Origin of the sequence: Staphylococcus coagulans (assembly GCF_022557135.1) — a bacterium.
In the GTDB taxonomy this organism is placed as follows: domain Bacteria; phylum Bacillota; class Bacilli; order Staphylococcales; family Staphylococcaceae; genus Staphylococcus; species Staphylococcus coagulans.
Genome location: NZ_CP092966.1, coordinates 700,308 through 727,279, shown reverse-complemented (window position 1 = coordinate 727,279; position 26,972 = coordinate 700,308). Strand labels below are relative to the sequence as shown.

General features: G+C 36.7%; 28 protein-coding genes. 7 read left to right on the top strand and 21 right to left on the bottom strand.

Features of this window, described 5'->3' with window-relative positions; genetic code table 11:
- Window positions 1–7 precede the first annotated feature (7 nt).
- The 7 genes from KM149_RS03165 to KM149_RS03135 all read right to left on the bottom strand — a co-directional run bounded on the left by KM149_RS03165 (window position 8) and on the right by KM149_RS03135 (window position 6,899).
- A complete protein-coding gene (locus KM149_RS03165) occupies window positions 8–613 on the bottom strand; it encodes an ATP-binding cassette domain-containing protein (RefSeq protein WP_182280707.1) in 606 nt (201 codons plus the stop codon).
- Window positions 614–1,285: a molybdate ABC transporter permease subunit gene (gene modB / locus KM149_RS03160; protein ID WP_165546070.1), complete on the bottom strand. Its 672-nt coding sequence runs from the start codon at window positions 1,283–1,285 to the stop codon at window positions 614–616.
- Between the two features lie 10 nt (window positions 1,286–1,295).
- Window positions 1,296–2,054, bottom strand: a complete 759-nt coding sequence (modA, locus tag KM149_RS03155) for a molybdate ABC transporter substrate-binding protein (protein ID WP_082165713.1) — start codon at window positions 2,052–2,054, stop codon at window positions 1,296–1,298.
- 82 nt (window positions 2,055–2,136) lie between these two features.
- Window positions 2,137–3,636 carry a UDP-glucose--hexose-1-phosphate uridylyltransferase gene (gene galT / locus KM149_RS03150; RefSeq protein ID WP_425353677.1) on the bottom strand — a complete coding sequence of 500 codons (1,500 nt, stop codon included), beginning with the start codon at window positions 3,634–3,636 and terminating at the stop codon, window positions 2,137–2,139.
- A 9-nt stretch (window positions 3,637–3,645) separates the two neighbouring features.
- Window positions 3,646–4,638: a UDP-glucose 4-epimerase GalE gene (galE, locus tag KM149_RS03145; RefSeq protein WP_182280705.1), complete on the bottom strand. Its 993-nt coding sequence runs from the start codon at window positions 4,636–4,638 to the stop codon at window positions 3,646–3,648.
- A 15-nt stretch (window positions 4,639–4,653) separates the two neighbouring features.
- On the bottom strand, window positions 4,654–5,820 hold the full coding sequence (locus KM149_RS03140) for a galactokinase (RefSeq protein ID WP_165546068.1): 1,167 nt from the start codon (window positions 5,818–5,820) through the stop codon (window positions 4,654–4,656).
- Window positions 5,821–5,897: 77 nt separating this feature from the next.
- Window positions 5,898–6,899 (bottom strand): LacI family DNA-binding transcriptional regulator, encoded by a 1,002-nt coding sequence (locus tag KM149_RS03135; RefSeq protein ID WP_214970904.1) that lies wholly within the window; start codon window positions 6,897–6,899, stop codon window positions 5,898–5,900.
- Window positions 6,900–7,083: 184 nt separating this feature from the next.
- Between KM149_RS03135 and fdhD the strand changes: the two genes are divergently transcribed.
- Window positions 7,084–7,875, top strand: a complete 792-nt coding sequence (gene fdhD, locus KM149_RS03130) for a formate dehydrogenase accessory sulfurtransferase FdhD (RefSeq protein ID WP_060829526.1) — start codon at window positions 7,084–7,086, stop codon at window positions 7,873–7,875.
- A gap of 166 nt (window positions 7,876–8,041) precedes the next feature.
- Here fdhD and KM149_RS03125 read toward each other — a convergent pair whose 3' ends face one another.
- The 4 genes from KM149_RS03125 to KM149_RS03110 form a co-directional block, all read right to left on the bottom strand.
- Window positions 8,042–8,833: a GNAT family N-acetyltransferase gene (locus KM149_RS03125; RefSeq protein WP_214970907.1), complete on the bottom strand. Its 792-nt coding sequence runs from the start codon at window positions 8,831–8,833 to the stop codon at window positions 8,042–8,044.
- 28 nt (window positions 8,834–8,861) lie between these two features.
- On the bottom strand, window positions 8,862–9,422 hold the full coding sequence (locus KM149_RS03120; RefSeq protein ID WP_050330191.1) for a biotin transporter BioY: 561 nt from the start codon (window positions 9,420–9,422) through the stop codon (window positions 8,862–8,864).
- Window positions 9,423–9,513: 91 nt separating this feature from the next.
- Window positions 9,514–10,374, bottom strand: a complete 861-nt coding sequence (locus KM149_RS03115; RefSeq protein ID WP_165546066.1) for an ROK family protein — start codon at window positions 10,372–10,374, stop codon at window positions 9,514–9,516.
- Window positions 10,367–11,026 carry a FadR/GntR family transcriptional regulator gene (locus KM149_RS03110; RefSeq protein WP_214970910.1) on the bottom strand — a complete coding sequence of 220 codons (660 nt, stop codon included), beginning with the start codon at window positions 11,024–11,026 and terminating at the stop codon, window positions 10,367–10,369. The genes KM149_RS03115 and KM149_RS03110 overlap by 8 nt, the downstream gene beginning before the upstream one ends.
- A 159-nt stretch (window positions 11,027–11,185) precedes the next feature.
- Here KM149_RS03110 and KM149_RS03105 point away from each other — a divergent pair, with 159 nt between their 5' ends.
- Both KM149_RS03105 and KM149_RS03100 read left to right on the top strand, forming a co-directional pair.
- Window positions 11,186–12,067 carry an N-acetylneuraminate lyase gene (locus tag KM149_RS03105; protein ID WP_060829522.1) on the top strand — a complete coding sequence of 294 codons (882 nt, stop codon included), beginning with the start codon at window positions 11,186–11,188 and terminating at the stop codon, window positions 12,065–12,067.
- A gap of 152 nt (window positions 12,068–12,219) precedes the next feature.
- A complete protein-coding gene (locus KM149_RS03100; RefSeq protein WP_103356286.1) occupies window positions 12,220–13,740 on the top strand; it encodes a sodium:solute symporter family protein in 1,521 nt (506 codons plus the stop codon).
- A gap of 132 nt (window positions 13,741–13,872) precedes the next feature.
- On the opposite strand, the gene KM149_RS03095 is transcribed toward KM149_RS03100, so the two are convergent.
- From KM149_RS03095 to KM149_RS03065, 7 genes are all read right to left on the bottom strand, one after another.
- Window positions 13,873–14,790 carry an ABC transporter substrate-binding protein gene (locus KM149_RS03095; protein ID WP_165546064.1) on the bottom strand — a complete coding sequence of 306 codons (918 nt, stop codon included), beginning with the start codon at window positions 14,788–14,790 and terminating at the stop codon, window positions 13,873–13,875.
- Window positions 14,791–15,020: 230 nt separating this feature from the next.
- On the bottom strand, window positions 15,021–15,431 hold the full coding sequence (locus KM149_RS03090) for a YbaN family protein (RefSeq protein WP_060829519.1): 411 nt from the start codon (window positions 15,429–15,431) through the stop codon (window positions 15,021–15,023).
- A 267-nt stretch (window positions 15,432–15,698) separates the two neighbouring features.
- On the bottom strand, window positions 15,699–15,881 hold the full coding sequence (locus KM149_RS03085; RefSeq protein ID WP_060829518.1) for a CsbD family protein: 183 nt from the start codon (window positions 15,879–15,881) through the stop codon (window positions 15,699–15,701).
- 232 nt (window positions 15,882–16,113) lie between these two features.
- Window positions 16,114–17,271, bottom strand: a complete 1,158-nt coding sequence (locus KM149_RS03080; RefSeq protein WP_214970913.1) for an acyl-CoA dehydrogenase family protein — start codon at window positions 17,269–17,271, stop codon at window positions 16,114–16,116.
- Between the two features lie 380 nt (window positions 17,272–17,651).
- Window positions 17,652–17,999: a transcriptional regulator, SarA/Rot family gene (locus KM149_RS03075; RefSeq protein WP_050330179.1), complete on the bottom strand. Its 348-nt coding sequence runs from the start codon at window positions 17,997–17,999 to the stop codon at window positions 17,652–17,654.
- 468 nt (window positions 18,000–18,467) lie between these two features.
- Window positions 18,468–18,821 (bottom strand): DoxX family protein, encoded by a 354-nt coding sequence (locus tag KM149_RS03070; RefSeq protein WP_050330178.1) that lies wholly within the window; start codon window positions 18,819–18,821, stop codon window positions 18,468–18,470.
- A gap of 13 nt (window positions 18,822–18,834) precedes the next feature.
- Window positions 18,835–19,887 carry an LLM class flavin-dependent oxidoreductase gene (locus tag KM149_RS03065; protein WP_103356136.1) on the bottom strand — a complete coding sequence of 351 codons (1,053 nt, stop codon included), beginning with the start codon at window positions 19,885–19,887 and terminating at the stop codon, window positions 18,835–18,837.
- A 799-nt stretch (window positions 19,888–20,686) separates the two neighbouring features.
- On the opposite strand from KM149_RS03065, the gene KM149_RS03060 reads away from it, so the two are divergent.
- A complete protein-coding gene (locus KM149_RS03060) occupies window positions 20,687–21,433 on the top strand; it encodes a CHAP domain-containing protein (RefSeq protein ID WP_214970915.1) in 747 nt (248 codons plus the stop codon).
- 50 nt (window positions 21,434–21,483) lie between these two features.
- On the opposite strand, the gene KM149_RS03055 is transcribed toward KM149_RS03060, so the two are convergent.
- From KM149_RS03055 to KM149_RS03045, 3 genes are all read right to left on the bottom strand, one after another.
- A complete protein-coding gene (locus tag KM149_RS03055; protein WP_231909494.1) occupies window positions 21,484–21,987 on the bottom strand; it encodes a hypothetical protein in 504 nt (167 codons plus the stop codon).
- Window positions 21,988–22,239: 252 nt separating this feature from the next.
- On the bottom strand, window positions 22,240–23,631 hold the full coding sequence (gene nhaC, locus KM149_RS03050) for a Na+/H+ antiporter NhaC (RefSeq protein WP_214970918.1): 1,392 nt from the start codon (window positions 23,629–23,631) through the stop codon (window positions 22,240–22,242).
- A 25-nt stretch (window positions 23,632–23,656) separates the two neighbouring features.
- Complete coding sequence (locus tag KM149_RS03045; protein ID WP_060829513.1) at window positions 23,657–24,733, bottom strand: NAD/NADP-dependent octopine/nopaline dehydrogenase family protein; 1,077 nt, start codon at window positions 24,731–24,733, stop codon at window positions 23,657–23,659.
- Window positions 24,734–25,435: 702 nt separating this feature from the next.
- On the opposite strand from KM149_RS03045, the gene KM149_RS03040 reads away from it, so the two are divergent.
- The 3 genes from KM149_RS03040 (at window position 25,436) to KM149_RS03030 (ending at window position 26,961) form a co-directional block, all read left to right on the top strand.
- Window positions 25,436–25,996, top strand: coding sequence for a CHAP domain-containing protein (locus KM149_RS03040; RefSeq protein WP_060829512.1), 561 nt, complete (start codon window positions 25,436–25,438; stop codon window positions 25,994–25,996).
- Window positions 25,997–26,323: 327 nt separating this feature from the next.
- Window positions 26,324–26,650 (top strand): DMT family transporter, encoded by a 327-nt coding sequence (locus tag KM149_RS03035; RefSeq protein ID WP_214970921.1) that lies wholly within the window; start codon window positions 26,324–26,326, stop codon window positions 26,648–26,650.
- Window positions 26,647–26,961, top strand: a complete 315-nt coding sequence (locus tag KM149_RS03030) for a DMT family transporter (RefSeq protein ID WP_050345283.1) — start codon at window positions 26,647–26,649, stop codon at window positions 26,959–26,961. The genes KM149_RS03035 and KM149_RS03030 overlap by 4 nt, the downstream gene beginning before the upstream one ends.
- Window positions 26,962–26,972 lie beyond the last annotated feature (11 nt).

Below are 26,972 nucleotides of genomic sequence, written 5' to 3'. Positions count from 1 at the left end.
GATGTCTTCATTGAAGCACGATAGTTTCATCCGCTAATGCATTGGCTTCCCATTTCGAGTGCGTAACAAAAATAATAGGTATTTGCCATTGTTGATATATTTCTTTGATTAAATCAATCCCTTGTTGCTTTGTCTCATCGTCTAAACTTGAAAATGGTTCATCTAACAGTATTAAATCTGGTTTCATACTTAATGCACGCGCTAACGCAATACGCTGTTTTTCTCCACCAGAACAACGCTCTGGATATGACGATAATAAGTGCTTTATGTTTAATTGGTCAATTAAACGTTCAATGTGCGCATTATTTTGTGCCATAAAGGTAATATTTTTAAATACTGTCATGTGTGGAAATAACTGATAATCTTGAAACAGATAGCCTATACGTCTATGTTGAATGGGTATATGTACACGTTGTGACGTATCAGTCAATGTCCGATGATGTATGCGAATAAATCCTTTATCTGGTATACGAATGCCAGCAATCATATTTAGTAATGTCGTTTTACCAATACCAGAATTACCTTGTATCGCATAGATACGTGGCTGATCATTTTGAATATGAATATGAATCATGCGATGGTTAATCTCTGTTTGAATATTTATCTCGAACAATTACTCCACCTCCTGATAACGATCACGGTTTAACATGTTCATTGTACCGATGACCGATATGGCAAAAGCGACGAGTACAAGTACCCATAGCCAAGCTTGGCTCTCTCGACCTTGTTGGACTAAAAAGTAAATCTCTAAAGGCAATGTATTCGTTTTCCCCGGAATATAGCCTGCCACCATCAATGTTGCGCCAAATTCACCAATGGCACGTGCAAAAGCTAACATCGTTCCGGTGATTAACGCCCGCTTAGATAACGGCAAAATAATTTTAAAAAAGATTTTCAGCTCAGATGCCCCCATCGTACGTGCGGTATTTAACATTTTAGGATTAATATTTCTAAATCCTTGGACGACGTGTTGATACATTAACGGAAAGCTCACAATCACTGAAGCAACCGTTGCCCCTATCCATGTAAAAACTACTTTAACACCAAGTACATCCGTTAAAAAATGACCGAAACCTCCATTCACTGAAAAGAGCATCAGTAACAAAAAACCAAGAACTGTTGGAGGTAAAACAATAGGAAGTAATACAATGCTTTCGATCATATGCGTCCACTTTTGTTTTCGATGATACATCGACTTTGCGAGTAAAATACTCAAAATAAAAACGATGATGGTGCTTACCACTGCTACACGTATTGAAATCCAAAGCGGCGTTAAATCGTGCATATCAACTCACCTAATTCTTAAAATGATAATCTTTCATAATTCGTTGTGCTTTGTGACTCTTCATAAAGTTGTACCAAGCTTTTGCTTCTTTTGTATCTGTAACTCTACCCATACGATAAACAATAGGTTTTTTAAGTGGCGCTTCAGCTACTTTTTCGACACCGTTACGTTGTTGCTTTCCGACGTATAAATCTGTGTTATAAACAAATCCTAATTGCGCGTTCCCTTTATCAACATAATTTAATACTTCACGCACATCTTTTGCATAAACGACTTGAGGTTCTACTTTTGACCACAATTTTTGGCTTTCGAGATAAGTTTTCGCATATTTTCCAGCCGGTACAGATTCAACTTCACCCATTGCAAGATGATCTTCATCGACTAATTGATTCACGCTTTTGATAGGGCTTCCTTTTTTGTGAATTAATACGAGTGTATTGCGTGCATAATCATACGTCTCTTTAACTTTTCCTTTTTGATTGAGTAAATCTACATCTTTCGTATTTGCCGACATCAATACATCTGCAGGTGCCCCTTTATCAATTTGTTGACGTAAAGCGCCTGATCCTCCGTAGTTGAAGTTCACCTTAACATTAGGATGTTCTTTATGAAAAGCTTGCTCCAAATCTTTTGTCACATCTGTCAAACTTGCAGCCGCTGACACAGTTAACGTTTTCGACTGGTCTTCTTTTGAATTGGATGAAGACTGTCCGCAGGCTGACATTAACAATAAGCAACTTAATACAAGTAATCCAAATAACTTTTTCACCTAAACCGCTCCTTTTTGTCAATGCTATCTATAATAAAAAACGTTCGAAATCAGTATATCAAATTTCGAACGTTTTGATGTGTCACGATTCATTTAATGTGATGATAAAGCGATTAAAAGCAGTTTGACCTTTTGGGTTTCTTTTAAACACGCCTGCATCATGTAACACTCTTTCAAATTTATAACCTACTTCTTTTCGGACAATTTTAGAAGCATCTAATTGCTGAAAATCATATTGACGTTTCATCTCATGTGCCCATTTTTCGTGTACACCTAATGAAACATTTTTGTCGCCTTCTAAATAGGCAATCACATTTTGGAGCTCATCTTTTAACCGTCCGGGTAAAATGGCGGTGCCCATGACTTCGATTAAACCTATATTTTCCTTTTTGATATGTTGGACATCTTGATGTGGATGAAATAGGCCATCTGGATAGGCTTCGGTCCGTTGATTATCACGTAAGACCAAGTCCATTTCATAACATTGATTTCGATACCTCGCAATCGGTGTTACCGTATGATGCCGTTCTCCAGAGTTACTTCTAGCCTTAATTTGCACTGTAGGATCACTATAGTCTTCCCATCTTTTTCTGATCCATTCACTTGCTGCAATCAGTTGTTTGGTATCTTTTGAAATGAGACGAATCACACTCATTGGCCATTGAACGACACCTGCTGTCACTTCTGGATATGACTGTAAAGTAAAGGTCCGTTCTACTTTAGCGAGCGCCATTGGAAATTCATGTCGTCCTGCTTGATAATGGTTGTGGGATAATATGGAGCCCCCTACGACTGGAATGTCCGCATTAGAACCAATTGTATAATGTGGAAACTGCCTTACAAAATCGAGCAAGTTTTCAAATGTGCGTTGGTTAATTATCATTGGTGTATGGGTTTCAGATAATAAAATGCTGTGTTCATTAAAATAAACATAAGGCGAGTATTGGAATCCCCAAGTTTCCCCATTAATGTTCAACCGGACTATTCTGTGATTTGAACGCGCGGCTTGGGTCATACTGCCATAGAACCCTTCGTTCTCTATACAAATCGCGCACTGCGGATATTTTGACGCAGGTGCAAGCTTTTCTTTCTCAATCTGACGTGCATCTTTTTCAGGTTTCGATAAATTAATTGTAATCTCGAGTTTGCCATATTCAGTCGATACATCATACACAATGTTTTTGGCGACTGCTTCTTGCTTAATGTAGTGATTAAGATGGCTTAATTCATAAAAGTAATCTGTAGCCGCTTGGGGTGATTGTTGGTATTTTTGGTAGAACATTCGATTCACAGTAGAGGGTTTTGGGGTAAGCAAATCCATTAAACTCGCTTCTAACTGTTCGCGTTCAGCCAAAATATCATCGCATACACCACGCTGAATCGTATCTTCAATAAGAACATTTACAATGTCAATCGGTGTCTGAGGTTGCACATCAAATTGATTATCCAGTAGCGCAACATCGTTTGCTTTCAGACGCGCTAAAATTTGGTTCACAACATAAATTCGGTCTTCTATTTCAAAATCGCCTTGTTTAATAACAGCATCCGCGAATTGATAAACATGTGATGCATTTGCCATAATGCGCCTCCTCTAAACGTTTTCATAACCATTCGGATGACTTTGATGCCACTGCCATGCCGTTGCGATAATTTCATGAATATCGTCATGTTGAGGTGTCCAACCTAATCGCTGCATTGCTTTCTCACTAGAAGCAACCAGTTTACTCGGATCACCTGCGCGTCTCGGTGCAACAACTGCTGGAATTTCACAACCTGTCACTTCACGTGCAGCATTTAAAATTTCTTTAACGGAGTAGCCGTGGTTTGTTCCTAAGTTAAACGCACCACTCTCCCCACCTTCTTTTAAATAATTGAAAGCAAGTATGTGTGCAGCAATCAAATCCGTCACATGTAAATAGTCTCTAATCGGTGTTCCATCTGGTGTATCATAATCATCGCCAAACACCTTTAAAGCATCTCGTTGACCTAAAGCCACTTGAAGAACAACAGGAATCAAATGCGTTTCTGGATGATGGTCTTCGCCAATGGAACCATCCGCTTTTGCACCTGCCACATTAAAGTAACGTAAAGCAGCATAACGGATACCGTACGCCTCGTGACACCATCGCATCATTTTCTCCATCATTAACTTACTTTCACCATAAGGACTCGTAGGCACTTTTTTAGCAGTTTCTTCGATTGGAATAACTTCTGGTTCACCGTATACCGCTGCTGTCGAACTAAAGATAATATATTGTACATCGTGTGCACGCATCACTTCGAGTAGCACTTGTAAGCCGTACACATTGTTATTAAAGTATTCGAGTGGCATGGTTACAGATTCCCCAACTAACGAAAAGGCACAAAAGTGAAAAACGCCCTCTATTTGTTCTTGCTCAAATACTTGATTGAGAAAAGCTGCGTCACGTATGTCTCCTTCATAAAATTTTGCTGTTTCATGTACAGCTTGGCGATGCCCTTTCACTAAATTATCAACAACGACAACTTCATGTCCCGCTTCCACTAACTGATTAACACAGTGACTTCCTATATAACCGGCGCCTCCTAAGACAAGTAATGACATGTTTTATCCACTCCTTTAATCTTCCTCTAAAGTACGTACGCCATTGGCAATATCAACATGATAAAACGATGGTGCATAACCGACTGTGCGTGTATATTCTTCTGTCACAATGCGCTCTAAATCTTTAATCTTATCTTGGTGAACAAGCGCAATGGCACAACCTGCAAAGCCAGCCCCCGTCATTCGCGCACCTAACACACCCTCTACTTTTTGTGCGCATTCCGCTAATGTATCCAACTCAATCCCTGTCACTTCATAATCATCTTTCAATGAAGCATGAGAAGCATTTAATAACTGTCCAAACGTATCAAAGTCATGTGCCTTTAATGCTTCATAGGCTTGCTTCGTACGCTCATTTTCAGAAATGGCATGTTTGGCGCGGCGACGCAATTTTTCATCTCTAATGACATGTGCATAATCTTCAAATTGCGCCATCGTTATTTCTCCAAGCGACTGTACATCAAGATGTTGCTGTAATTGTGCTAGCGCTTGTTCACATTCAGCGCGACGCTCATTATATTTAGACTCTGCCAATTCGCGTCGCTTATTTGTATTCATAATTGAAATTTTGTACGTGCCAAATTCCGTAGGGACATAATGGTATTCCAAAGTGTTTGTATCTAACAATATTGCATGATCCTTTTTACCAAACCCAATAATAAATTGATCCATAATTCCAGAATTCACACCAATAAAATCATTTTCAACGCGCTGCCCCATTTTAACGAGCTCTAGTCGATCCATGTTAATGTGAAATAAAGACGTAATTAAATGGCCAGTAAGCAACTCAATTGAAGCAGATGAAGATAAACTCGCTCCGTTCGGAATATTACCTTCATAAATGATATTGAAGCCTGTTTCAATTTGAGGATATCGTTCAACAAGAAAGTGAATGATGCCTTTAGGGTAATTGCCCCATTGGTCTGAAGGCTTGTATTGCAAATGGTCTAAATCAAATGAAATCACACCTACTTCTTCAAAATTTGTAGAGTATAGTTGAATTAGTCTGTCGGATCTCTTAGAAATCGCACCATACGTGCCTAATTCAATTGCGGCTGGGAAAACAAATCCCCCATTATAATCCGTATGCTCACCAATTAAATTAATCCGTCCTGGTGCAAAAGCTGTCAATGTGGGTGCTTCATGAAAAATATCAGTAAATTTTTGCGTTAGTTTTTGCATAGGTCACACCTCAAAGTTAAATTTATAGTAAACATCAACTACATTTTACTGTTTAGCGAAAGGGCTGTCAATAGAGGTTAGTGCTTAGGAAAACTACTTCGGTATTGCAATTCTGTATTAAGCTGCATATGAATGGCGACTTCACGTTGTCCTTTCATTAAATCTTGAGCCAAACGCACAGCCTGACGCCCAAATTCCTCTATCGGAATATGAACACTTGATATCATAGGTACGGTATATTGGCTAATTTCTGAATCATTAAAACTCACAATTTGTGTATCCTTTGGAATATGAACGCCATACTGTTGTAATCCTTGGATGACACCCACCGCAAGCATATCATTACCAGTAATAATCAATTCAGGTAATGTCGACTGCTGCGCTATTTTCTGTCCTATTTCTAAGCCACTTTCCCGATCCCAGCCAGACGGGTAAACAACAGGCGCCTTCTGATTTAAGTCGCACCAATCCAAATAGGCACGTTGTCTTGCATCCAATTGAAGGCTATAATCTGAACCTATGCCTCTTATCTTAGTTTCGCCGCCCACATAAACAATCGATTCCATTTGACGTTTTTGAATATCACTTAACAACACTTTCATACTTTGATACAAATCAGAAGAAATGGCATCAATATCACCTGGAGCATCAAGCTGATTGATTAAAATGAGCCGCTCATTATATTGATAAAGCTGTTCGATAAAAGATTGCTTAAAAGGACCAATGACGATGACTGAACCTGCCTTTTGAATACGCTCAAGCATTTTATGATGCGTTATTTCATGTGTGCGTATCGTCTTTTTCAAAGTAAGGTTTAAATGTTGAACTTCCTTTTCGATTGCCAAACGAAGCTCTCTATAATAAGGATCGATCATTTCCTTTTCCTTTGATGCATGTGTCACAATTTGGATTTTCCGTGTCAACCGTTTTTGCTTTGTGTAACGTAATCTATTTGCAATTTCAACAATGCGTTCCCTCGTTGCGGTTGCAACGGATAATGAAGGGTCTTCGTTCAAAACACGAGAAACCGTTCCCGGACTTACGCCCGCCTCTTTCGCTATTTCTCTTATACTTGCCATCGTAATTCACACTTCCTTAGTTTGTTTACTACATTTTACTAATTTTAAATACTGTTTTCAATCACCATACTAGTAATATTACTTTTAAAAGACAGCATTAACACTTAAAATAAAAACTATATAATTTGTCAATTCTGTGTCAAACAAATTTAACAATTTTCACATTGAAAGGGGCGACAGACGATTGGACTCAGATATTCGTTTAAATCAGTCCATTATACGTTATGAGAATGGGAAATTATATGCAACGACAGATGATTACGTCACGGAATTCCCACTCACGATAATGGTGAATCAAGAAGAGTTTGCGACCGTCATATGTAGTCCAAACTATATCGAAGAATTGGTATTAGGCTTTCTTGCATCTGAAGGCGTGATACTTAAAAGAGATGAACTTAAATCTATAGACATTGATGATCAAAGGGGTTATGCACATGTCGAAACGACAGTCCCGCTTCATTACCGAATCCAACTATCAACTAAACGTTTAGTCGCTTCGTGTTGTGGTAAAAGCCGCGAATTTTATTTTCAAAACGATGCTGCTATTGCTAAAACAGCAATGACAACCATCCAAGTCACACCCGAACAAGTGTTAACGATGATGGCTGAGCTACAAGAACAAAGTGAAGTCTTCCACGCTACTGGTGGGCTACATAATGCTGCTATTAGCGATGGCGCTCAATTTTACATTCACCGTCAGGATATCGGACGGCATAATGCATTGGACAAGCTTTATGGTTATTGTATCGAACGCCATATTAGTGTGCGAGATAAAATTCTTATTTTTAGCGGTCGTATCTCATCCGAAATCTTAATTAAAGCAGCTAAAATAGGTGTAGGTATGATTATTTCTAAATCTGCCCCTACGACACTTGCGGTTCAACTCGCTGAAGACTTGAATATCACGGCCATTGGCTTTGTTCGAGACGGTCACTTTAACATATATAGTCATCCAGAGCGCATTCAAAATCTTTAAATGAAAAACCATAATAAAAAGCGCTAAGTTGATGTTTAATAACTATCAGCTTAGCGCTCGATTCATTTGATATGCAATTGCTTTTTTATAGGTATACAACCTTCAATCTTTACTCCATACCACTTTCCAAAATAGCTTGACCAAATAATTTAACGCTATCTTTAGACTAAATATGTAGACTGGCAGATTCGGATGGATGCGTGTCAATGTGTTCTTTGAGCGCACTGTATTGAAAACTTACATAAGTGTATCCTTGCTTGATATACATCTCTTTCGCTGTATCCTCTGCGTCCGCAACTAAAATAACAGGTCGTTTTCCTGCAATTTTACCTACTTTAGCTTGCATACTCGAACCTATCCCTTGACCGCGATACTTCTCTACAATAGCAAACCCATCAATTTCAACCGTACTTTCTTTCTCAATCAGGTTCAAAATACCAACGGGTCGGTCATCCAAATAAGCAACGTAATAATCCAATGTGCGCTCTCCTAATTCAACATGCTTTCTTACAGCATCACTAAACTCTGCAGCATAATCATCTCCATAAGGAAGGTTTAACGGTGTAGCCACTTGCAGAAAATCTTCCACATAATTCGTTGTAACACGTATCATTCGAATTGGTTTCTCTTTTAATTGTCGCAACATATTTGCTTCAATCACATAGAGTTCCAAACATCCTAATTGAAAACCTTGCGCACGAAGAAACTGCATCATTGAAGGCTTTGGTTTTACATTCTCAGGAAACTCAAACTGTAAGTGAGCTGCCCCTATTTTTTGATGCATCACTTGCTGTTGCAACATATCCCCTTTCAATGTAAGTTGATCAGGCATTTGATGGTAAACCCATTTATTTGCGTCATAAGCGAGCGGACGCGAAGGCTTAGCATAAATCGTATATCGCTCATTTGATTCAATGATTTCACCTTCTGTATAAATACTTTTCATTTGAATTTCCATCGTCTTCCTCAACCCCTTGGACAAATTTTTAACGTGCCATTTGGCGCATCACACGGGAAACGATTGGATTTTTTAACAATGCTACCGCAATGAGTGTAGCAACAATCGCTTTTATCAAATCACCCGGTACAAATGATAGTGACAACCATAATGCTTTAGGAATAGGCATATGTATAATCAAGCCCATTACAATCGCACCGACAACATCTAATAAAATAACACCAATCAACAATAATATAAGAAAAATACGTTTAAAGTCGAGTTGCTCAAATTGACGGTCTCTTGCCCAACCGATTAAAAAGGCAACTACCGGATACATAATAAGAAATCCTGCGCTCGGTCCAAAGAAAACACCATATCCCCCACGTCCGCCAGATAATAATGGCGCACCTAGTAATACGAGTAATAAAAACACGATGACACTTAATGCACCATATTTACGTCCTAACAAGATTCCTGCTAAAAAGATACCTACATTTTGTAAAACAATCGGCACCGGGAAAAACGGTAATGGAATCGCAGGAACAAATCCCATAATCGCGATAATCGCTGTCATTAACGCTGTATAAACTAGAAATTTTGTATTCACTTCATTTCCTCCTCAATACTGAAGTCACTCGAAGTATGACCACTTCATTACAGTATTATAGCATTAATGTAAACGAAAATTCTATATCAGTTTACAATTCAGAAACCGCCCCGATAAGCGCGGCATTATTTTGCAACACGGCAACTTCAATTCGTGCATGCCCATAGCCTTCAGGAAGAAATTGCGTGATCTGCGGTTGTATATATTGCAACAGCTGTTCACCTTGCGCTGACACACCGCCACCGATAATGATAATTTCTGGATCATAAATCACTTGGATTTCAGCTATCCCTCGTGCGATTTCATAAGCCCATTTTTGAAGATATTGTCTTGCTATGACATCGCCACCTTGAGCATCTTCAAATAATTGTCGAACATTACACTCAGGGTATGTGGCTTGAATTTGTTTTTTTAGTGCTTGAGTTGAACCGCGTTGTTCATAATTGGTTTGTGTGACTGGATCATAAAGCAGGTGACCGATTTGATTTGGACGATGCCGTTGTCCAGTCAGTAACCCCATATCATGATGATAATAACTACCGCCTATTCCTGTCCCTAACGTTAGGCAAAATGCGCTGTGATAAGTCTCATTTCTAAAACTCAGCTCCCCTAACAAAGCGGCATCAACATCGTTATAAATACACAGATCATTTACAAATGGTGCCAGCCTTTTCCCAAATTGTGTGCCTGTGTAATCTTTAATATTAGGATTTGCATAAGCAATAGACGCTGTTTCACGATTGACCGCCCCTGCTGTAGAAATCCCTACCAATACTTTTGAAGTACGATAACGTTCAATATATTGTTTTAGGCGTTGCGCCACAACATTTAGAATCGCTTCATTTTCATTGATGGGTGTTTTAACTTTTTCATAATCTATCAATTGATTCTCTTCAGTGATAACAGCTGATTTGATATAGGTGCCCCCAATATCAAAAGCAAATTTATTCATAAAACTCCGCCCCTCTCATCAGATGTTGCGTCAAAAGTTCTTTTGCCAATATATAATTTTCATTCATTAAAGCTTCGTATATTTTTCGATGTTCCGACAAACTCCGTTCATTTTCAGTTTGTGTTGTTTCAATCGCCATTTGATAAAAATACGCCTGTACGACTGCACTCATTTGCTTAAATAATGATGAATCTACAGCAGCTAATAAACTTTCATGAAAAGCTTGGTCTGCCTCAACATTGAAATCCTCTACATTATCAACTAATGCTTCCTTGATTGCCGTGAGTGGCACATTTTTTCGTTCAATGATATCAATCGCAGCGAGTTCAAATGTCAATCTCAACATCATCAAGTCTTTTAAATTCCCTTGTGAAACTTGAAAACTAAATAAAAACCCCTCTATTAATGGGGTAATATCTTGTGCTTTCACTAAAGTCCCACGACCTTGAACACTCTCAGTCACCCCTGTATTTTCCAAATAACTCAATGCTTCACGTACAACAGAACGACTCACTTGATACGTTTCAGCGAGCTTGCGTTCTGTCGGAAGTTTATCTCCCGCTTGAAGTGATTCAGCTAAAATATAATCTTTTATTTTTTTTACTACAATTTGTTTTAAATTGGTGCCTGATTGTCCTACTTCTTTGCCCATCCAACAGCAATCTCCTTGTTATTAATTTGTTATATTTTACCACAATCTGAACATTCTCAAATAAAAATTAATATTGACCCCATTTATAATAACGCTTACAATTGAATTATAAATTGGTCTGACCAATATTACAAATCTGTTTTGGGAGGTTTTAAAAAGATGGAGGATCATCTCAAAGGCTTATACGCAGCTTTACTTGTTCCATTTAATGAAAAAGGCGAAATCAAAGAAGCGGGTTTACGTCAGATTGTACGAAATGCGATTGATACGCAAAAACTTGATGGTTTGTATGTCAATGGTAGCTCAGGAGAAAATTTCTTGATGAACACAGCTCAAAAGAAAGAAGTTTTTCGTATTGCTAAAGATGAAGCAAAAGATGCCATTCGGCTAATCGCACAAGTCGGTGCACTTGATTTAAACGAAGCCATTGAATTAGGGCAATATGCGACAGAACTTGGTTATGATGCATTATCCGCAGTTACGCCTTTTTACTACCCTTTTACATTCGAAGAAATTCGAGATTATTACTTCAAAATCATTGAAGCAACAGGCAACAAAATGATTGTTTACTCTATTCCAGGTCTTACTGGTGTCAATATATCAATACAACAATTTGAAGAATTATTCCAAAACGACCATATCATTGGCGTGAAATATACTGCACCTGACTTTTTCTTACTTGAACGTTTAAGAAAAGCATTTCCAGATAAATTGATCTATTCTGGTTTTGATGAAATGCTGGTCCAAGCGGCCATTTCAGGGGTAGATGGGGCAATTGGTTCGACTTTCAATGTCAATGGCATACGTACACGTCAAATTTTTGAAAATGCACAACAAGGGCGGATCGAAAGTGCCTATCGAATTCAACATGAAACGAATGACATTATCGAAACTGTATTAAAATTAGGTCTTTATCCAACACTTAAAGCCATTTTAGCTGAGAAAGGCTTGGATACGGGTGTACCTAAAGCACCTTTCCATCCATTTAATGAAACAAATCGTGAAACACTACAACAATTGATTCAACGTTATCAACTTTAATTCATAGGTAATGTACCCTATGTATGAAAAACCGGAGTGAGTCATGTCGTGTCTCTATGTATGTTACATACTCACTCTCTTTTTTACACTTATTTGTAAGCGCTTACTAATTATTTAATTTATTTTAAAACAAAATGAGAGGTGTCATTAATATGCATACAATCGGATTTGGATTTTGGAATTGGGTAGCATTACTTTGTTATTTATTGTTAATGTTAGGTATTGGAGCATTCTTTACTAAGCGAGCGGGTAAAGATACAAATAGCTTTTTTACCGCAAGTGGTCGACTGCCTTCTTGGGTCGTAGGGTTCTCTATTTATGCGACAACACTAAGTGCCATTACTTTTATGTCTACACCCGAAAAATCTTATTTAACTGATTGGTCTTATATTGCAGGTAATGTTGCAATCGTTGCAATTATTCCATTGTTAATCTATTTTTATATTCCTTTTTTCAAAAAGTTAAAGATTACATCTGCTTATGAATATTTAGAAGCACGTTTTAATCCAGCGGTTCGTGTTTTAGGTTCTTTATTATTTGTACTTTTCCATTTAGGACGTGTCGCAATCGTTATCTATTTGCCAACACTCGCAATTACAGCTGTATCCGATATTAATCCATATCTCGTTGCGAGTTTAGTCGGCGTGCTTTGTATTGTTTATACATTTTTAGGTGGTTTTGAAGGCGTCGTTTGGAGTGACTTTATTCAAGGTGTAATTTTACTAGGCGGTGCACTGGTCATTATCATTATTGGTATCGTTCATATCGATGGTGGCTGGGGCACTGTAGTCAATGAGGCTGTTGACAAACAAAAACTCATCAGCGCAGACAATTGGAAATTCACCGCCGCATCAGCAGCCATTCCAATCATCTTTTTAGGAAGTATTTTTAATAATTTACAACAATATACAGCAAGTCAAGACGTGGTACAACGTTATCAGGCCTCTGAATCACTTAAAGAAACTTCACATTCTTTATGGACAAATGGCCTTCTAGCTATGATCTCAGCACCGTTATTTTATGGCATGGGGACTGTCTTATTTGTTTTTTATACGCATCATACGACGCTCCCAAAAGATTTTAATACCTCTTCTATCGTGCCTTATTTTATCTTAACTGAAATGCCACCTTTTGTAGCTGGATTAATGATTGCTGCTATCTTCGCTGCTGCACAATCAACGATTTCATCGAGCTTAAATTCTATGGCTGCTTGTTTATCAGTCGATATTAAACAACGGTTCTTTGGTAAAAAAAGCGAGGAAGCAGAAGTACGTTTTGCACGACTTGCCACTATTGTAGTCGGTCTGCTTGGCATGTTGATTTCTTTATACCTTATTGCCGCAAACTCTAATGATGTATGGGATTTATTCTTATTGATTACTGGTCTCTTCGGGGTACCGATTGCTGGTATTTTTGCCGTAGGTATTTTCACTAAACGTACACATGGCGTTGGTGTAATTATTGGCATCATCATCGCTGTCATTGTCAGCTACTTCTTACAAGGTGTTGGCGGTGCAGGTTCCCCATTTTATGTATCGATTATTGCTTTTATTACAGCCTTTGTGACTGCTTATATCGCCAGTCTTATAATTCCTGCGCCAAATAAAGACATTTCTGGTCTTACGATTTTCGATAAAAATGGTGCAATCACATACGAAAGAAAAGTAAAATAATGATTTAATACGGTGATAAATGCTCAAAATATGAAAAAGCACTAAGATGATTATTGTTCTTCCAATCATCTTAGTGCTTATTATTTTATGATGAATTTCATCGTCTTTTAACGCTCTAAGTTTAACTTCGCTCTATTGATGTGCTAATAATTGTTTCTTTAAGTCTTTTCGAATTACATCTAATGAATAAGGATCATTATACCAATAGACTTGTGAATCTACATCGAATGCATGATGTTGTTTAACTGCTGGCAAGTTATTCCAAATTGACGTATTTTGGAATTCTGGTTTTGCAGCATCTTTTACTTTTGCAGTAATCACATAGTCACCGGCGTATTTGTCAATTTCTTCTTTAGAAATCTCTTTCCAACCTTCTTTTTCAGTTGCTTTTTCTAAAGCCTCAGGCATTTTCAAACCAAATGCTTGATAAATTACTTCACTGCCTCTTCCCCAGTTTTTACCATATGCATAAAGTTTTTTATCAAAATCTTCGACAATAGAAACTGATGTGTTGTCACCTAATTGTTTTTTAATTTCTTTACCATCTTTTTCAGTTTGAGCTTTCCAATCTTTAATCCATTTTTCCGCTTCAGCTGATTTACCTAAAATTTCACCCATTGCTTTTTGTTGCTCTAAATAATCGTATTGCCCGTAATCAAAAGCAAGTGTTGGTGCAATCTTTTTCAACTTGTCTGTATTTTTATCAGTGTTGTATGTGATGATTAAATCAGGTTTCAAAGTCGCAACTTTTTCCACATCTTCCGCGCCTACTTTGTCCACATCTTTGAATTCTTTTGACAGCACAGGACTTTGTGTTATTTGATCAGAAACCCCTACAATCTTTCCTCCCAAATACTTCAAACCGCCTGCATAAGTCGGCGCAAGTACAACGATGCGTTTTGGATTTTTAGGAATATCCACTTTATCTTCACCTTTTGCTGTTTTTAATGCAAAAGATTTTGTATCATTTTTGCTATTTTGTCCTCCATTTTGGCCACAAGCAGATAAAACAAGCAAGATTGCCAATAATGGTAACCATAATTTTTTCATTTATTCGCCCTCCAATTGATAACGATTATCATTATTATATAGTGGATACATTTTTAAGGCAATCTTTTTTTAAAATATTTTTTAACTTAATAAAAATTACCGATTTGAAAATGTAAAGTTTCTAAAAAGCGTGCGCACTATATAATAACCACATCAATAAAAAGAGTAAGCTAAAAATCTCACTTTGCCTCACAAGATTTCTAACTCACTCTATTTTTGACATATTCATATTAATCTATCTCATTTACGTTAAGCGTACGATTACGCTCTACTTCATGCTGCTTTGGCAATGTCTTAACAAAAGTAAAAAGTACGATTGTTTGAAGAATGACCATCACCATTAACCCCAACCGAATCATTGGCATATCCATCGTCCATATTGAAAAACCGACGACAATATATAAACTCACTAACAATTGAATTTTCTTTTTCATTGTGTAGCCACGATAGCGACGAAAATCCTCGATATACGCTTTATAAATAGTCGTTTGGATGAGCCAATCATGAAAACGGTCCGAGCTCTTTGCGAAACAGAGTACAGCCACTAATAAAAAAGGTGTTGTAGGTAACAATGGTAACACGGCCCCTGCAAACCCAAGTAATGTAAAGATACCCCCTATGCCCACTAAAAGATATCGCATATTAGCATTCTCCTCTGTCCATTTGATGTCCTCATATTATATAAAGTATTCACAAAAGTATCAATAGACAATTAAAGTGTGATACACTAACTTTTAAATTTTGACGCTACTTTCAGATGTCACATATCCTTTTAAAACTATTTAAAAAGAGTAAGACGTCATCTAAAAACGATAGATGATCCATCTTACTCTCAAAAAAAATATATTTTTCATTCATATTTTAGCCAACTTCATTGAAATGGCTCAATTGACTTATCACTAAGTGGCTTATTTTTTAAATTTATCTACAAGATCGTTCACTTTATCTTTCGCATTTTCAGCGACTTCTTTAATTTTTCCAGCCGCTTTATCTTCTTTACCTTCTTGTTCTAATTCTTTATTGCCAGAGATATTTCCTACTGTTTCTTTGATGTTTCCTTTTGCTTGATCAAATTTACTTTCATCTGCCATTTTGTAAACCTCCGTTGTAGTTGTTTGAATAAATTACAACATAAACTATAACATAATTTTTTAAAGTTTAATCAAAATTGCATTCCATAACTTTGAATGTTCAATCATCAAACATCTGAGTCTCTAAACTCTGTATCACGCTGTCTGCACGCTGCATTCATTTTTAGCTATTACTCTAGGCATAACGCGACAAAACTAGAACTTCAAATATTTTAGAATTCAATGTGAAGTGTCAGTCGCTTTGAAATAAGCTTAATGCTTTTTTAGCAATTTGAGTGTAAGCAAGATCTTCCATTGGCGGGTTGTGTAAACCTGCACGCATATCGCGATAATAACGTTGAATCGGACGATCCATCTCCAAACTTTTAGCACCTATAATCCGCATAGCAAGATCAACGACCTCTAAACCTTCATTCATCACTACAACTTTGCTCGCAGCGGTTTCGTTACTGATTTCATCTTTCTCACTTAAGTCTGTGTATGCTTTTGCTGTACTCCATAACAAGTGTCTCGCACTCAACAATTTTGTTTCCATTTTCCCAATATTTTGTTGAACGACAGGCAATTCAGAAATTGGCGTTTCGATACTATTAGGCTGGTGGGTTAAAGCAAATTTTAATGCTTCATCACGCGCTGCTTGCGCAATCCCAAGATATGTAGCTGGAATATGGAGCAACCATCCGTTTTGAAATTTAGGGCCTTCTCCTTTAATCTCAACTAAAAATTTAGATTCTACTTTTACATCGTTTAAGATTAAATCATGGCTTTCAGTTGCGCGCATGCCGACCATATTCCAATTATCTGCAACTTCTAGTCCTTCTGCATCTTTTTTTATTAAGAAAAATCCAACTTTTTCTCGGTCAGGTATATAAGCGGCAACGACGACATGACTGAGTGCTCGACTCATAGACGTGAATGTCTTCACACCATTTAAAACATAGTGAGTCCCATCAAATTGTGCAAATGTTGCAGGACGGCCCCCTCTAGTAGGACTCCCTGTTTCTGCTTCGCTGACTGCACGGTTAACGAGCGCACCTTGTTTGACCGCTTCTGCCAAAAGTTCGAGTATCGCATCGTCCCATAGACGTCCTTCATACAGTTCTCCGATTAAGCCGACATGCCATCCGATTGATAAAGCTGTAGCGCCATCAATTGAACCCAAAACAGTTTGAATGACGGTCATATCCTCTAATGTTGCCCCTCTACCGCCATAAGCGACTGGTAAAGTCAATTGACTATAACCTTCATCAACGAGCCATTGAACATTTTCATATGGAAAGCGGCTTTCGATATCATTACGATGTGCATTCTCTTCTAATTGCTCTCGATGTGCTTCTAATTTAGCTACCCATTCTTTTTGAATTTCAGACTGAATTAACACAGATTTCATAACCAAAACCTCTCAATCTTTTTATTTCTTAGCTACTCACTCAACATTATAGTATAAATCCAGTTCGTTGCCTATCCCTCTGTATCGCACATCGTATAAATATAAAAAACGACAGGAAACAAATATTTAAATTTGCTTCCTGTCGTTGACTATGGTTCCAGTCCCTTTCATGTTAATCCACACAAATCATACATATTACTAAAAAGTTTGAAGCGCCCATCTCAAACGTCATCTCTTAAAAGTAAGATGCCGTGAATATTGCTCTGAAATTTCGTATTTTAAATGGTTTAAAATATTCAAATTCTCAAGTTAATATCTCTCTTTCACTTCCACAAGTTTTTGCTTCCATTCAAAATGATTCATTTATAAAGAACTTACATTTACAACAATGCTTCAATTTCATTAAATAATGCTTCAATTTTTGTATACTGCTCTTCAGACACTTCAATGATCACAGTACGTTCATCATGCTCATTACGTTTCTTAGTTAGAAAACCATAATCTTTCAATTTTTGCATAGCCTTTGTAATGTAGTATGGTTTGAACTTTGAAGCTTTAATAATGTCTTTTACATTATAAATAGAATGCTTATTTTCTAATATAAACGTCAGAATAAATAATTCTTCGTATGTTAGCGCATACTTCTTTTTAATTTGTGCATAGATTCCTTTCGTCGTAAAACTAATTGCCATAAGTTCTTTCATATTTTTGATACGGTATTTTTCCATTCGCTTACCCCCTATAGATGCAATCCAAGATGTATAGGTACAATGTCTAATTCTACTCACAACTATATTAACTTGGAAATTTAATATTTTAACATTTATATTTTAAACCGAATCAGTAAATTTTTCAATTACTTTATGAGTTAGCTTTCTGAAAAAAATTTTGATATATTTTCTTTACCAAATAAAAGTAGATATAAAAAGCCTATTGCGACCGATTTATAGATTCCCAAAAAATTATTTTTAATGATCTAGTTTAAATAATTAGCATTTGAGTTTTGTGCAAATGTCTTATTACTCGTCAAAAATAAATAAACGTAAATATAAGAAAAATAATAACCTACAAAGTAAAATACTTTGTAGGTTAAATAAATAGTAAATAAATATTTGAGACAATACGTTATTAACTAATCAGAAATGATTTATAACATTATTTTTTTAATAATACTTTACTATCAGATACACAAATGCTTACTTTTTAGAAGTCAATGTATCAACAAGACTCAAGCCAGCTAATGTAGCTACATCAATCGCATGTTGCGCGCCTTCTTTTCCTTGACCTGCTTCAAAGTGTTTATAAATAGCACCTACTAAAACACCGATTGATAATAAAGACGCAGCTTGTGAAATACGTTTATGGAAAAGACTTGCGACGAATAAACCAGAAGCTATTAGTTCTATAGTTCCGATTACTTTTACCATTCCTTCAGGTAATTTGAACGTTTTGAACGCTTCTTTCATACCTTCGTCACCTTTTAATTTGGGTTGTGCCGCATCGAATAAAGATTTCGCAGCTTTTAAATTTGTAACATATCTTAAGATCATTTCAAATTCCTCCTTATTTGTTTTCAAAATATGCATCGACGATAGGTTTTACCTTTTCCCCAAAAAGTCGAATTGCATGCATCGTTCTTTCATGTGGCATAGAACCTATAGGCAGATGCAACATGAATCTTGTTAATTCTAATGACTCTACAGTATCAATAATTTTTTGTGCGACAGTTTCTGGGCTTCCAACATACATCGCACCATCCGGACCAATTTCAGATAAAAAGTGTTCATTTGAAAATGCTGGCCAACCCCGCTCTTTCGCTAACACATTATGATGTGCTTCTACAGCAGGATAAAATTCACGTTGTGCCTGTTCATCCGTATCAGCAACATAACCCCATGAGTGTGTTGAGATTTGAAGTTGATATGCTGGAAAACCTTTTGATTCAGCGATGGCTTTATACATCGCAATATTACGTCTGAATCGTCTCGGACTACCACCAATTATCGCATACGTAATAGGTAAACCTAAAGCACCCGCTTTAAGTGATGATTCAGGTGTGCCTCCTGTTGCTAACCAAATAGGTAATTCTTTTTGAACCGCACGTGGATAGACGCCTAAACCTTCAATACTTGGTCTTAGATGGCCTTCCCAATGCACAATTTCATTACGATTAATGTTGAGCAATAAATCTAATTTTTCATCAAACAATGCTTCATAGTCTTTAAGGTCGTAACCAAATAATGGGAAAGATTCAATAAATGAACCTCGACCGGCCATGATTTCAGCACGTCCATTAGATAATCCATCAAGTGTCGCAAATTGTTGATATACTCTTACAGGATCATCTGACGATAAGACTGTCACAGCGGAAGCTAGTTTGATTTTTTTCGTAAGCGGTGCAGCGGCAGCCAAAACTGTTGTTGGACTTGATACCGCATAATCAGGTCGATGATGTTCTCCTAGACCATATACATCCAAGCCTACCTCATCTGCCAATTTGATTTCTTCGACAATATTTCGTATACGCTCTGCATTTGAAATTGCCGGAATGACACCATTTTCTGTATGCATTTCTTGGTTATCAGCAAATGACGTTAATCCTAATTCTATTTTCAATACAGGCACCACCTTTCAAATATAAAATTTATACTAGTATCATAGCTTAGTCTTTTATTATTGTCAACAACTATGATTTTCTCTTCCTTTAAACCTTATCAAAGGTCTCAAAATAAGCACAAAAGTTAAATAACGTATGCTGATTAATTCACTATCTATATAGGAACTTACAGAGGCAATTATTTCGGTTGGTGTGTACCTCGCTAACGTGATAATGAGATAAATGAGTAATAAGTTAACAATTCATTTTAATACAAACAATATAATAGGAAGTTTTTGGATATTTTGTTAAATTTTTAAATTCAATTTTTTTCATGTCGGTTTTCTAACTGCTTATTTTCAATTTTTATGTGTGCACTTTTTAAAATGATATTTACACTGTCATTAGCGTTCCTTTTTTTAATTCATCGATCTAAATATAGGCTCAAATTTCAAATGTGTAGATTTTTACTAAATATTATCCTTGTTCACTACTTAAAAAACGTTTATATCGCAATACTTTTGTAATCATATTACAGTTTTATGACAGAACCTTTATGAAATTTGTTAAGTATTTGTTAAGGGTATCCAAAACCCTTTAGTGACAAGGTTCTTGGCGTTTGTCTTTATTACAATCAGATTCTCATGTTTTCTTAAACATTACAAATTAAATAAGCGCTACACAAGCGTTTTATTTTCTGTTACAGTAAATATCGTTGTTAAGCAAACGCCAATGGGATTTACAAATTATTAAACTTACACTTCACACTTAGTGAATTTAACTTATAATCTTAAACATTTTTCAGGAGGATTTTTTAACATGAAAAAATTAATCGCTACGACTACAATCGCTACAGCAGGTGTCGCTGCTTTCACTTTAGCACACGGTCAAGATGCAGACGCTGCAGAATACAATGGTGGATACAACCCGAACGACCCAACTTCATATAGCTACAGCTACACAATCGACCAACAAGGTAACTACCACTTCCAATGGGAAGGTAACTGGTCACCAGCTCAATTCAACGGTGGAAACGCATCTGCAAACTACTACACAGCAGAAGATAATACAAATCATCACTACACTGGTGCAACTTATGCTGCGCCACGTCAAACATACAGTGCACCTAGAGCATCATATAACTACTCAGAATCAACAACACGTTCTTACCAAACAGCAAACAATGCTTCACGTTCTTACCAAACAACAAGCACATCAACGCGTTCAATCTCAAACGGTTCAGCTGGTACAAACTTATACACTGCTGGTCAATGTACTTACTACGTATTTGATCGCGTAGGTGGTAAAATCGGTTCTACATGGGGCAACGCAAATAACTGGGCAAGCGCTGCTGCTGCCGCTGGTTACACTGTAAATAATCGTCCATCAGCTGGTGCTATTATGCAATCAACTTCAGGTGCATTTGGTCACGTTGCATACGTTGAATCAGTAAACAGCAATGGTTCAGTTACAGTTTCAGAAATGAACTACGGTCACGGACCTGGTGTTGTAACTTCACGTACAATTTCAGCAAGCCAAGCTGCTGGTTATAACTTCATTCACTAATTACAATATCATTTAAAAAAAGGTTTGGGTGCAATCGCCCAAACCTTTTTTTAAAACCAATATGCAATCGTAATCCAATATCCAAATGCGAATAAATATAACAGCGGAAAGTTTTCCATGTTTTTAGCTTTGATTTGTTTGTAAACGACATGAATACCAATGCCTACAAACACCGCTGTTAATAACAATCGAACAATGAGCATTATTGATATGGAGCCAGTGACAAAAAGGCTTGGGATACGTGAAAATGCCATTAGTAGCGTCAAAACGACGATCATAATGGTATATACGATTGTGTCAATCGACCGATACAAATGTGAATACGTCCAAGCCACAATCAAGCCAAATAGCGTGATTAATATGGCTTCATGGATACGTTCATACAAATTAAGGGTACCTGCCTTATAAAGTACAATCGCTACAAAATACAATATAAGGCTGATAACCCAAAATAATATTGAAGGACTTTTTAATTGTTGTTCATCATGGTTGATGTATCGGTGAATCCCAAACCATAATAGTGACATCGCTACAAGAACTATTAAGTAAAACATGGAATCACCTCATTTATATTTAATATATTTCCTTTTTTGCAAGAGTTAAAACATATTTCATGCTCATTTTTATAACATATGCACTATATTTTATAAAAAGGCACCACATTCTTTTCAATGTCCCCTTTACAAAAAACAAGGAGCGACAATGTCATCGTTATGATTTCATTGTTTCACTCCTCGAATAAATTCTAACTGTTATGTTTTATTTTTATGTTATATCATAGCAAGATTTCATTAAAATCAAAGCCTTTAAGCTTGCGCTTTCTTTTTAATGCCAATCCCTGTAAAGCCATAAAATACAGCAATCATGACACATAAATAACAAGGGACTGCCCAAACAAAGAACTCACCGACACCAACACCTAACTGTTGTGTATAATAAATACCTGATGTGCCCCAAGGGATAAGTGGAATAATCATCGTACCTGAATCTTCCAGTGTTCGAGACAAGTTAACACGATCTAGCCCCATCTTGTCATAAAGTTGCATCATCAGTACACCAACCATAATAATAACAACTGATGCAACACCGGCTGCTAATACCATCATTAATCCACCGATGACCGTGACAAGAATCAACTGACCCACTGTATTGACATTTTTTGAAATACGATGTAGTAAGACATCTAAACAACCTGTTTTTTCAACAATACCCGCAAAGGCATAACCACAAAATATCGTGACGATGATTTGTGTCATGCTCATCATGCCACCTTGTTCAATTAAGCTAATCGCCTTTTTAGATAAATCAGATTGTGTGACTAACATATCTTTACTAAAACCATTAAAAGTTGCGATAAAACCATTTTGCAATTTAAATCCGTGATCAAGCCAACCTACCAATATCGCAACAACACTTGAAATGAGCATCGATGGTACAGTTGAAATTTTAGCCACTAAACAAATGATAATTGCGATTAAAGGTAACCAGATGAAGAAATTAATATGGTACATCGCTTCGATATCTTTAAGCAGACCATTGACTTGACTTTCCTTAGCTTGAACAGCAAAGCCACTCGACGCAATATGCCAGACAATCAAGCCGATAATTGAAGCTGGTACCGTGGTCCATATCATATGCTTGATATGACTGAATATGTTAACACGTGTAACTAAAGCAGCCAGATTTGTTGTATCTGAGAGTGGTGACATTTTATCACCGAACACAGCACCTGAAATAATTGCACCTGCTGCCATACCAGCTGGAATATCCATGTTTAAAGCAATTGCCATTAATGCAATACCAGCTGTAGATGCAGAACCCCATGCTGTCCCTGTTGCAACTGAACAAATCGCTGAAATTAAAAATGCTGAGACTAAAAAGTAACTCGGACTTAAAAATTTCAAACCATAGTATATTAATGCAGGCACCGTTCCAGAATACATCCACGTCCCTACAATAATCCCTACGGATAGAATGATAAAAATTGCGGGCATCGCTGTAGATAAACGATCTGTAATGCCTTCTTCAAGATCTTTCCAACGTAAACCAACACGCCATGCAATCCAAGAGGCGTACGCAGCTGAAATAATCAGTAAAGGCTGTACAGGTATTTTAAACACAATAAAACCGACACAGACGACAATCATCATTACGACGATAGTTGATAGTGACTCAATTAAAGTTGGTTTTCTTTTCATACACAACACGCTCCCCTTTGTTCGCTTAGTAAGAAATCAGACCGACTTTCTCTCTCCCTAAATATTCAATTGTTAGCCCTTCATTAAAGAAATCACGTTCTAAAATGGTAGAAGCAATCACAATAATGGCGTCTATGTTCGGCGTTGGGACACCGATTTCACGGCCTAAACTTGACCAAAGCACCAATCCATATGCGATATCTTCTGTTAAATAACGATTATTGACTTTATTAGGTCCTGGGATTCGTGAAAAAACAGGACTGTGGTTAAAGAGCTTGTTAAGTGGCTCATCTTCCATTTCTCGCTCTAAGTAACCCCGTTCTATACGTGCTTCTTTAGCTGTTTCTAATTCAAAGCCCAGCTTACGACCAAGCGTTAATCTTTCGACTTCAACTGCATGAAGCAAGCGTACAGTGTGATTTGTGATACCTTCTTTATAAAGTGCGAAATCACCACTATAGTCAATACGTCCAACATTTAATAATGTAGGGCCTGGATGTACTTCTGGATTCCCATTTTCTAAGTTTGTACGCCACAAACTTTCTTCTTTAACAATATATGGATAAATTTGTTCCACTTTTTTAAATGTCTCAACTAAATCATCTTTATCAAAAGTAGAGAAATAAACTTTACGTACATTTAAAGATAAATCGACACTCGCTGTTGAAAAGTCAACACGTGTCCCATACGTTAACGTATTCGCTTCTGCAAATACTGGCGATACATCTAAATGATATTCTTCTAATACTTTCATAAAGCGCGCTGAACCCATTGCAGCCGCCATATTAAAGAAGACAATTTGGTCATCTTTAATATACGGTGCCATCAATTCAGCATAATACTCAATAAATGAAGACGGAATACATAGCATTACAATTTCAGCGTCCTCTATAACATACGCCATGTCATCACTGATATTTGTAAAGTTTACAAAACTTTCTTTACCTTCATTATAAAAATTAAAGCCGCCTTGTTCTATCGCTTTATCAAATTTATTAATAGATTGGTTACGACAATAAAGTTTGACTTCGTGTCCTTGATCGACCATATCAACAGCTGCTGTAACCGCACCATTTCCTGAACCTACTACCGCTATTTTCATATGTTTACCCTTCTTTCTCGACTGTTTTTTACTTCCATAGCACTGAGCAACATATTTGTGACTCATCAAGCATCGTAACAGAACCACGATAAAAAGAAAACAGTTTTATCAATGATTTCACTATTTTCTACCTACTTTATTCTTCATACCCTCTCTTCCCCATTATTATGTTTAAAATTTCAAATCGATTCTCCTCCTTATTGGTTATAATTCCTTTATTATCAATGGTTTAGCGTATATTATCCCAATAGAAATCGTCTTACCTTTAATGGAACGTTTAGATTTACAATTGATTAGGCTTCTTTATTTAAGTTACATCCCATCCATGCAAATTGAAGCATTCAAATGAAGCTCCTGCCAACAATTTGCTTCTCTAGTTGAATTATGATAGATGATCATCACAAAATCATTTTTAATATTACAAGTTCTGTAATAGTCCTACACTTGATATTTATACTTTGAGGTCTGTATCACTGACAGTGACAGTTTTTATAAGATATTTCATTTAAAATGACAAGATTACATATTTTCCCAAAGCCTTTTTAATTCAATTACAAAATTGTAACATTCCACACAGACCCTATATTTTCTGATAAAGTGTTCATTGTCGTTGAATGAACGATTAATTCTTTATAACAACTTAAAACTTAATTAACTTTACCAATTCAAATAGACGAGAAATATTGAGGAGGACTTTTTATTATGTTAAAAAAAATCGCTACAACAACTACATTAACGGCAGGCTTGGGTGCTGCTTTAGTCGGAATTCAACACAATCAAGCAGATGCTGCAGAAAACAATTACAGTTTTTCTTACAATTATAATTACAATACAGATGGTACAAATTATGATTATCAATCAAGTAGTAACCAAACTTCATCATACGGCCAAAACACAACTACAACTTCTACTTCAACACATGCTACTGGTGTGACAAGTGCAGGCAATCTTTATACAGCAGGTCAATGTACTTGGTATGTATATGACAAAGTTGGTGGAAAAATTGGTTCAACATGGGGCAATGCTAATAACTGGGCAAGCTCAGCATCAGCTGCAGGATTCAAAGTAGATCATAACCCAGAAAAAGGCGCTATTTTACAATCCAATGATGGACCTTTTGGCCATGTTGCTTACGTTGAATCTGTCAATAACGACGGTTCAGTAACTGTTTCTGAAATGAACTATAATGGTGGACCATTCAGTGTCAGCTCACGTACAATCTCAGCTTCAGAAGCAGCATCTTACAACTATATCCACATCTAATAATAAAATTGATAAAAACCATTGTCGACTTCAAGCGTCCACAATGGTTTTTATGTTTTCTAGACCTTTCTACAACATAACTGAGCTGCGTTATAGAAATAAAGTTATTCTATTAAAGTACGAATACATCGTGTTAATGACTAAAATATTTAAAGTGATATCAATGCTTTAAATGTATTAACCTCTCTAAGTCCTATCCCTTTCCCCTTAAACAATGAAGGAACATCTGCTAGCGCTAATAAAATCATCATACTGATTTTTTGAGGTTGTCGTTTGTTTGCACTTCTTATATCATAGTGCTATATGCAAAAAGGGAGGTTGTTTGAGATGCAATGGGCAAAAGTTGTTATTGCCGGCCTGTTGGAAGTGGTATGGGTGATTGGATTAAATCATTCTCACCACTTTTATCAATGGGTCTTGACGATTGCTTTAATAGGCTTAAGTTTTTGGATGATGGTTTCTGCTTCAAACCACCTTCCAGTGGGCAGCGTTTATGCTGTGTTTGTAGGACTCGGTACAGTGGGAACGGTCACAGTAGGGATGCTCTTTTTCGATGAGACGATCAGTTTTGTTAAAATCTTATTGATAACATTGCTTTTAACTGGCGTCATTGGTCTAAAGTTAACCTCAGATAAGGAGAACGAACAAGCATGAGTTGGATTGCTTTAATATTTGCAGGATTACTTGAAGTTTTAGGTGTGCTATGGTTAAATCAATTCGCCCAAACACATCAAAAACGCTATGTCTTATTACTTGCCGTTACATTTGCATTAAGTTTATTTAGTTTATCTTTAGCAATGACAACGATACCGATGGGCACTGCATATGCGATATGGACTGGCATAGGCACTGCAGGTGGCACAATTTTAGGCATGTGGATTTATCATGAATCTAAAGACGCTTTAAGAATATGTTTTATTACTTTGATTATTGTTTCTGCAATTGGCTTACGTATGCTGACCTAAACGGCTATCCT

Bases quoted from the DNA above. Each gene is read 5' to 3' on its own strand.
- KM149_RS03030 (WP_050345283.1), top strand. From the start codon at position 26,647: ATGAGTTGGATTGCTTTAATATTTGCAGGATTACTTGAAGTTTTAGGT.
- KM149_RS03125 (WP_214970907.1), bottom strand. From the start codon at position 8,833: ATGGAAATTCAAATGAAAAGTATTTATACAGAAGGTGAAATCATTGAA.
- KM149_RS03055 (WP_231909494.1), bottom strand. From the start codon at position 21,987: ATGTTTTACTTAATAGTTCTTGTAGCGATGTCACTATTATGGTTTGGG.
- KM149_RS03090 (WP_060829519.1), bottom strand. From the start codon at position 15,431: ATGCGATATCTTTTAGTGGGCATAGGGGGTATCTTTACATTACTTGGG.
- KM149_RS03060 (WP_214970915.1), top strand. From the start codon at position 20,687: ATGAAAAAATTAATCGCTACGACTACAATCGCTACAGCAGGTGTCGCT.
- KM149_RS03085 (WP_060829518.1), bottom strand. From the start codon at position 15,881: ATGGCAGATGAAAGTAAATTTGATCAAGCAAAAGGAAACATCAAAGAA.
- modB (WP_165546070.1), bottom strand. From the start codon at position 1,285: ATGCACGATTTAACGCCGCTTTGGATTTCAATACGTGTAGCAGTGGTA.
- KM149_RS03105 (WP_060829522.1), top strand. From the start codon at position 11,186: ATGGAGGATCATCTCAAAGGCTTATACGCAGCTTTACTTGTTCCATTT.
- KM149_RS03035 (WP_214970921.1), top strand. From the start codon at position 26,324: ATGCAATGGGCAAAAGTTGTTATTGCCGGCCTGTTGGAAGTGGTATGG.
- KM149_RS03140 (WP_165546068.1), bottom strand. From the start codon at position 5,820: ATGCAAAAACTAACGCAAAAATTTACTGATATTTTTCATGAAGCACCC.
- KM149_RS03045 (WP_060829513.1), bottom strand. From the start codon at position 24,733: ATGAAAATAGCGGTAGTAGGTTCAGGAAATGGTGCGGTTACAGCAGCT.
- KM149_RS03135 (WP_214970904.1), bottom strand. From the start codon at position 6,899: ATGGCAAGTATAAGAGAAATAGCGAAAGAGGCGGGCGTAAGTCCGGGA.
- KM149_RS03040 (WP_060829512.1), top strand. From the start codon at position 25,436: ATGTTAAAAAAAATCGCTACAACAACTACATTAACGGCAGGCTTGGGT.
- KM149_RS03080 (WP_214970913.1), bottom strand. From the start codon at position 17,271: ATGAAATCTGTGTTAATTCAGTCTGAAATTCAAAAAGAATGGGTAGCT.
- galE (WP_182280705.1), bottom strand. From the start codon at position 4,638: ATGTCATTACTTGTCTTAGGAGGCGCCGGTTATATAGGAAGTCACTGT.
- KM149_RS03070 (WP_050330178.1), bottom strand. From the start codon at position 18,821: ATGATCTTAAGATATGTTACAAATTTAAAAGCTGCGAAATCTTTATTC.
- KM149_RS03095 (WP_165546064.1), bottom strand. From the start codon at position 14,790: ATGAAAAAATTATGGTTACCATTATTGGCAATCTTGCTTGTTTTATCT.
- KM149_RS03075 (WP_050330179.1), bottom strand. From the start codon at position 17,999: ATGGAAAAATACCGTATCAAAAATATGAAAGAACTTATGGCAATTAGT.
- KM149_RS03100 (WP_103356286.1), top strand. From the start codon at position 12,220: ATGCATACAATCGGATTTGGATTTTGGAATTGGGTAGCATTACTTTGT.
- KM149_RS03115 (WP_165546066.1), bottom strand. From the start codon at position 10,374: ATGAATAAATTTGCTTTTGATATTGGGGGCACCTATATCAAATCAGCT.
- KM149_RS03110 (WP_214970910.1), bottom strand. From the start codon at position 11,026: ATGGGCAAAGAAGTAGGACAATCAGGCACCAATTTAAAACAAATTGTA.
- nhaC (WP_214970918.1), bottom strand. From the start codon at position 23,631: ATGAAAAGAAAACCAACTTTAATTGAGTCACTATCAACTATCGTCGTA.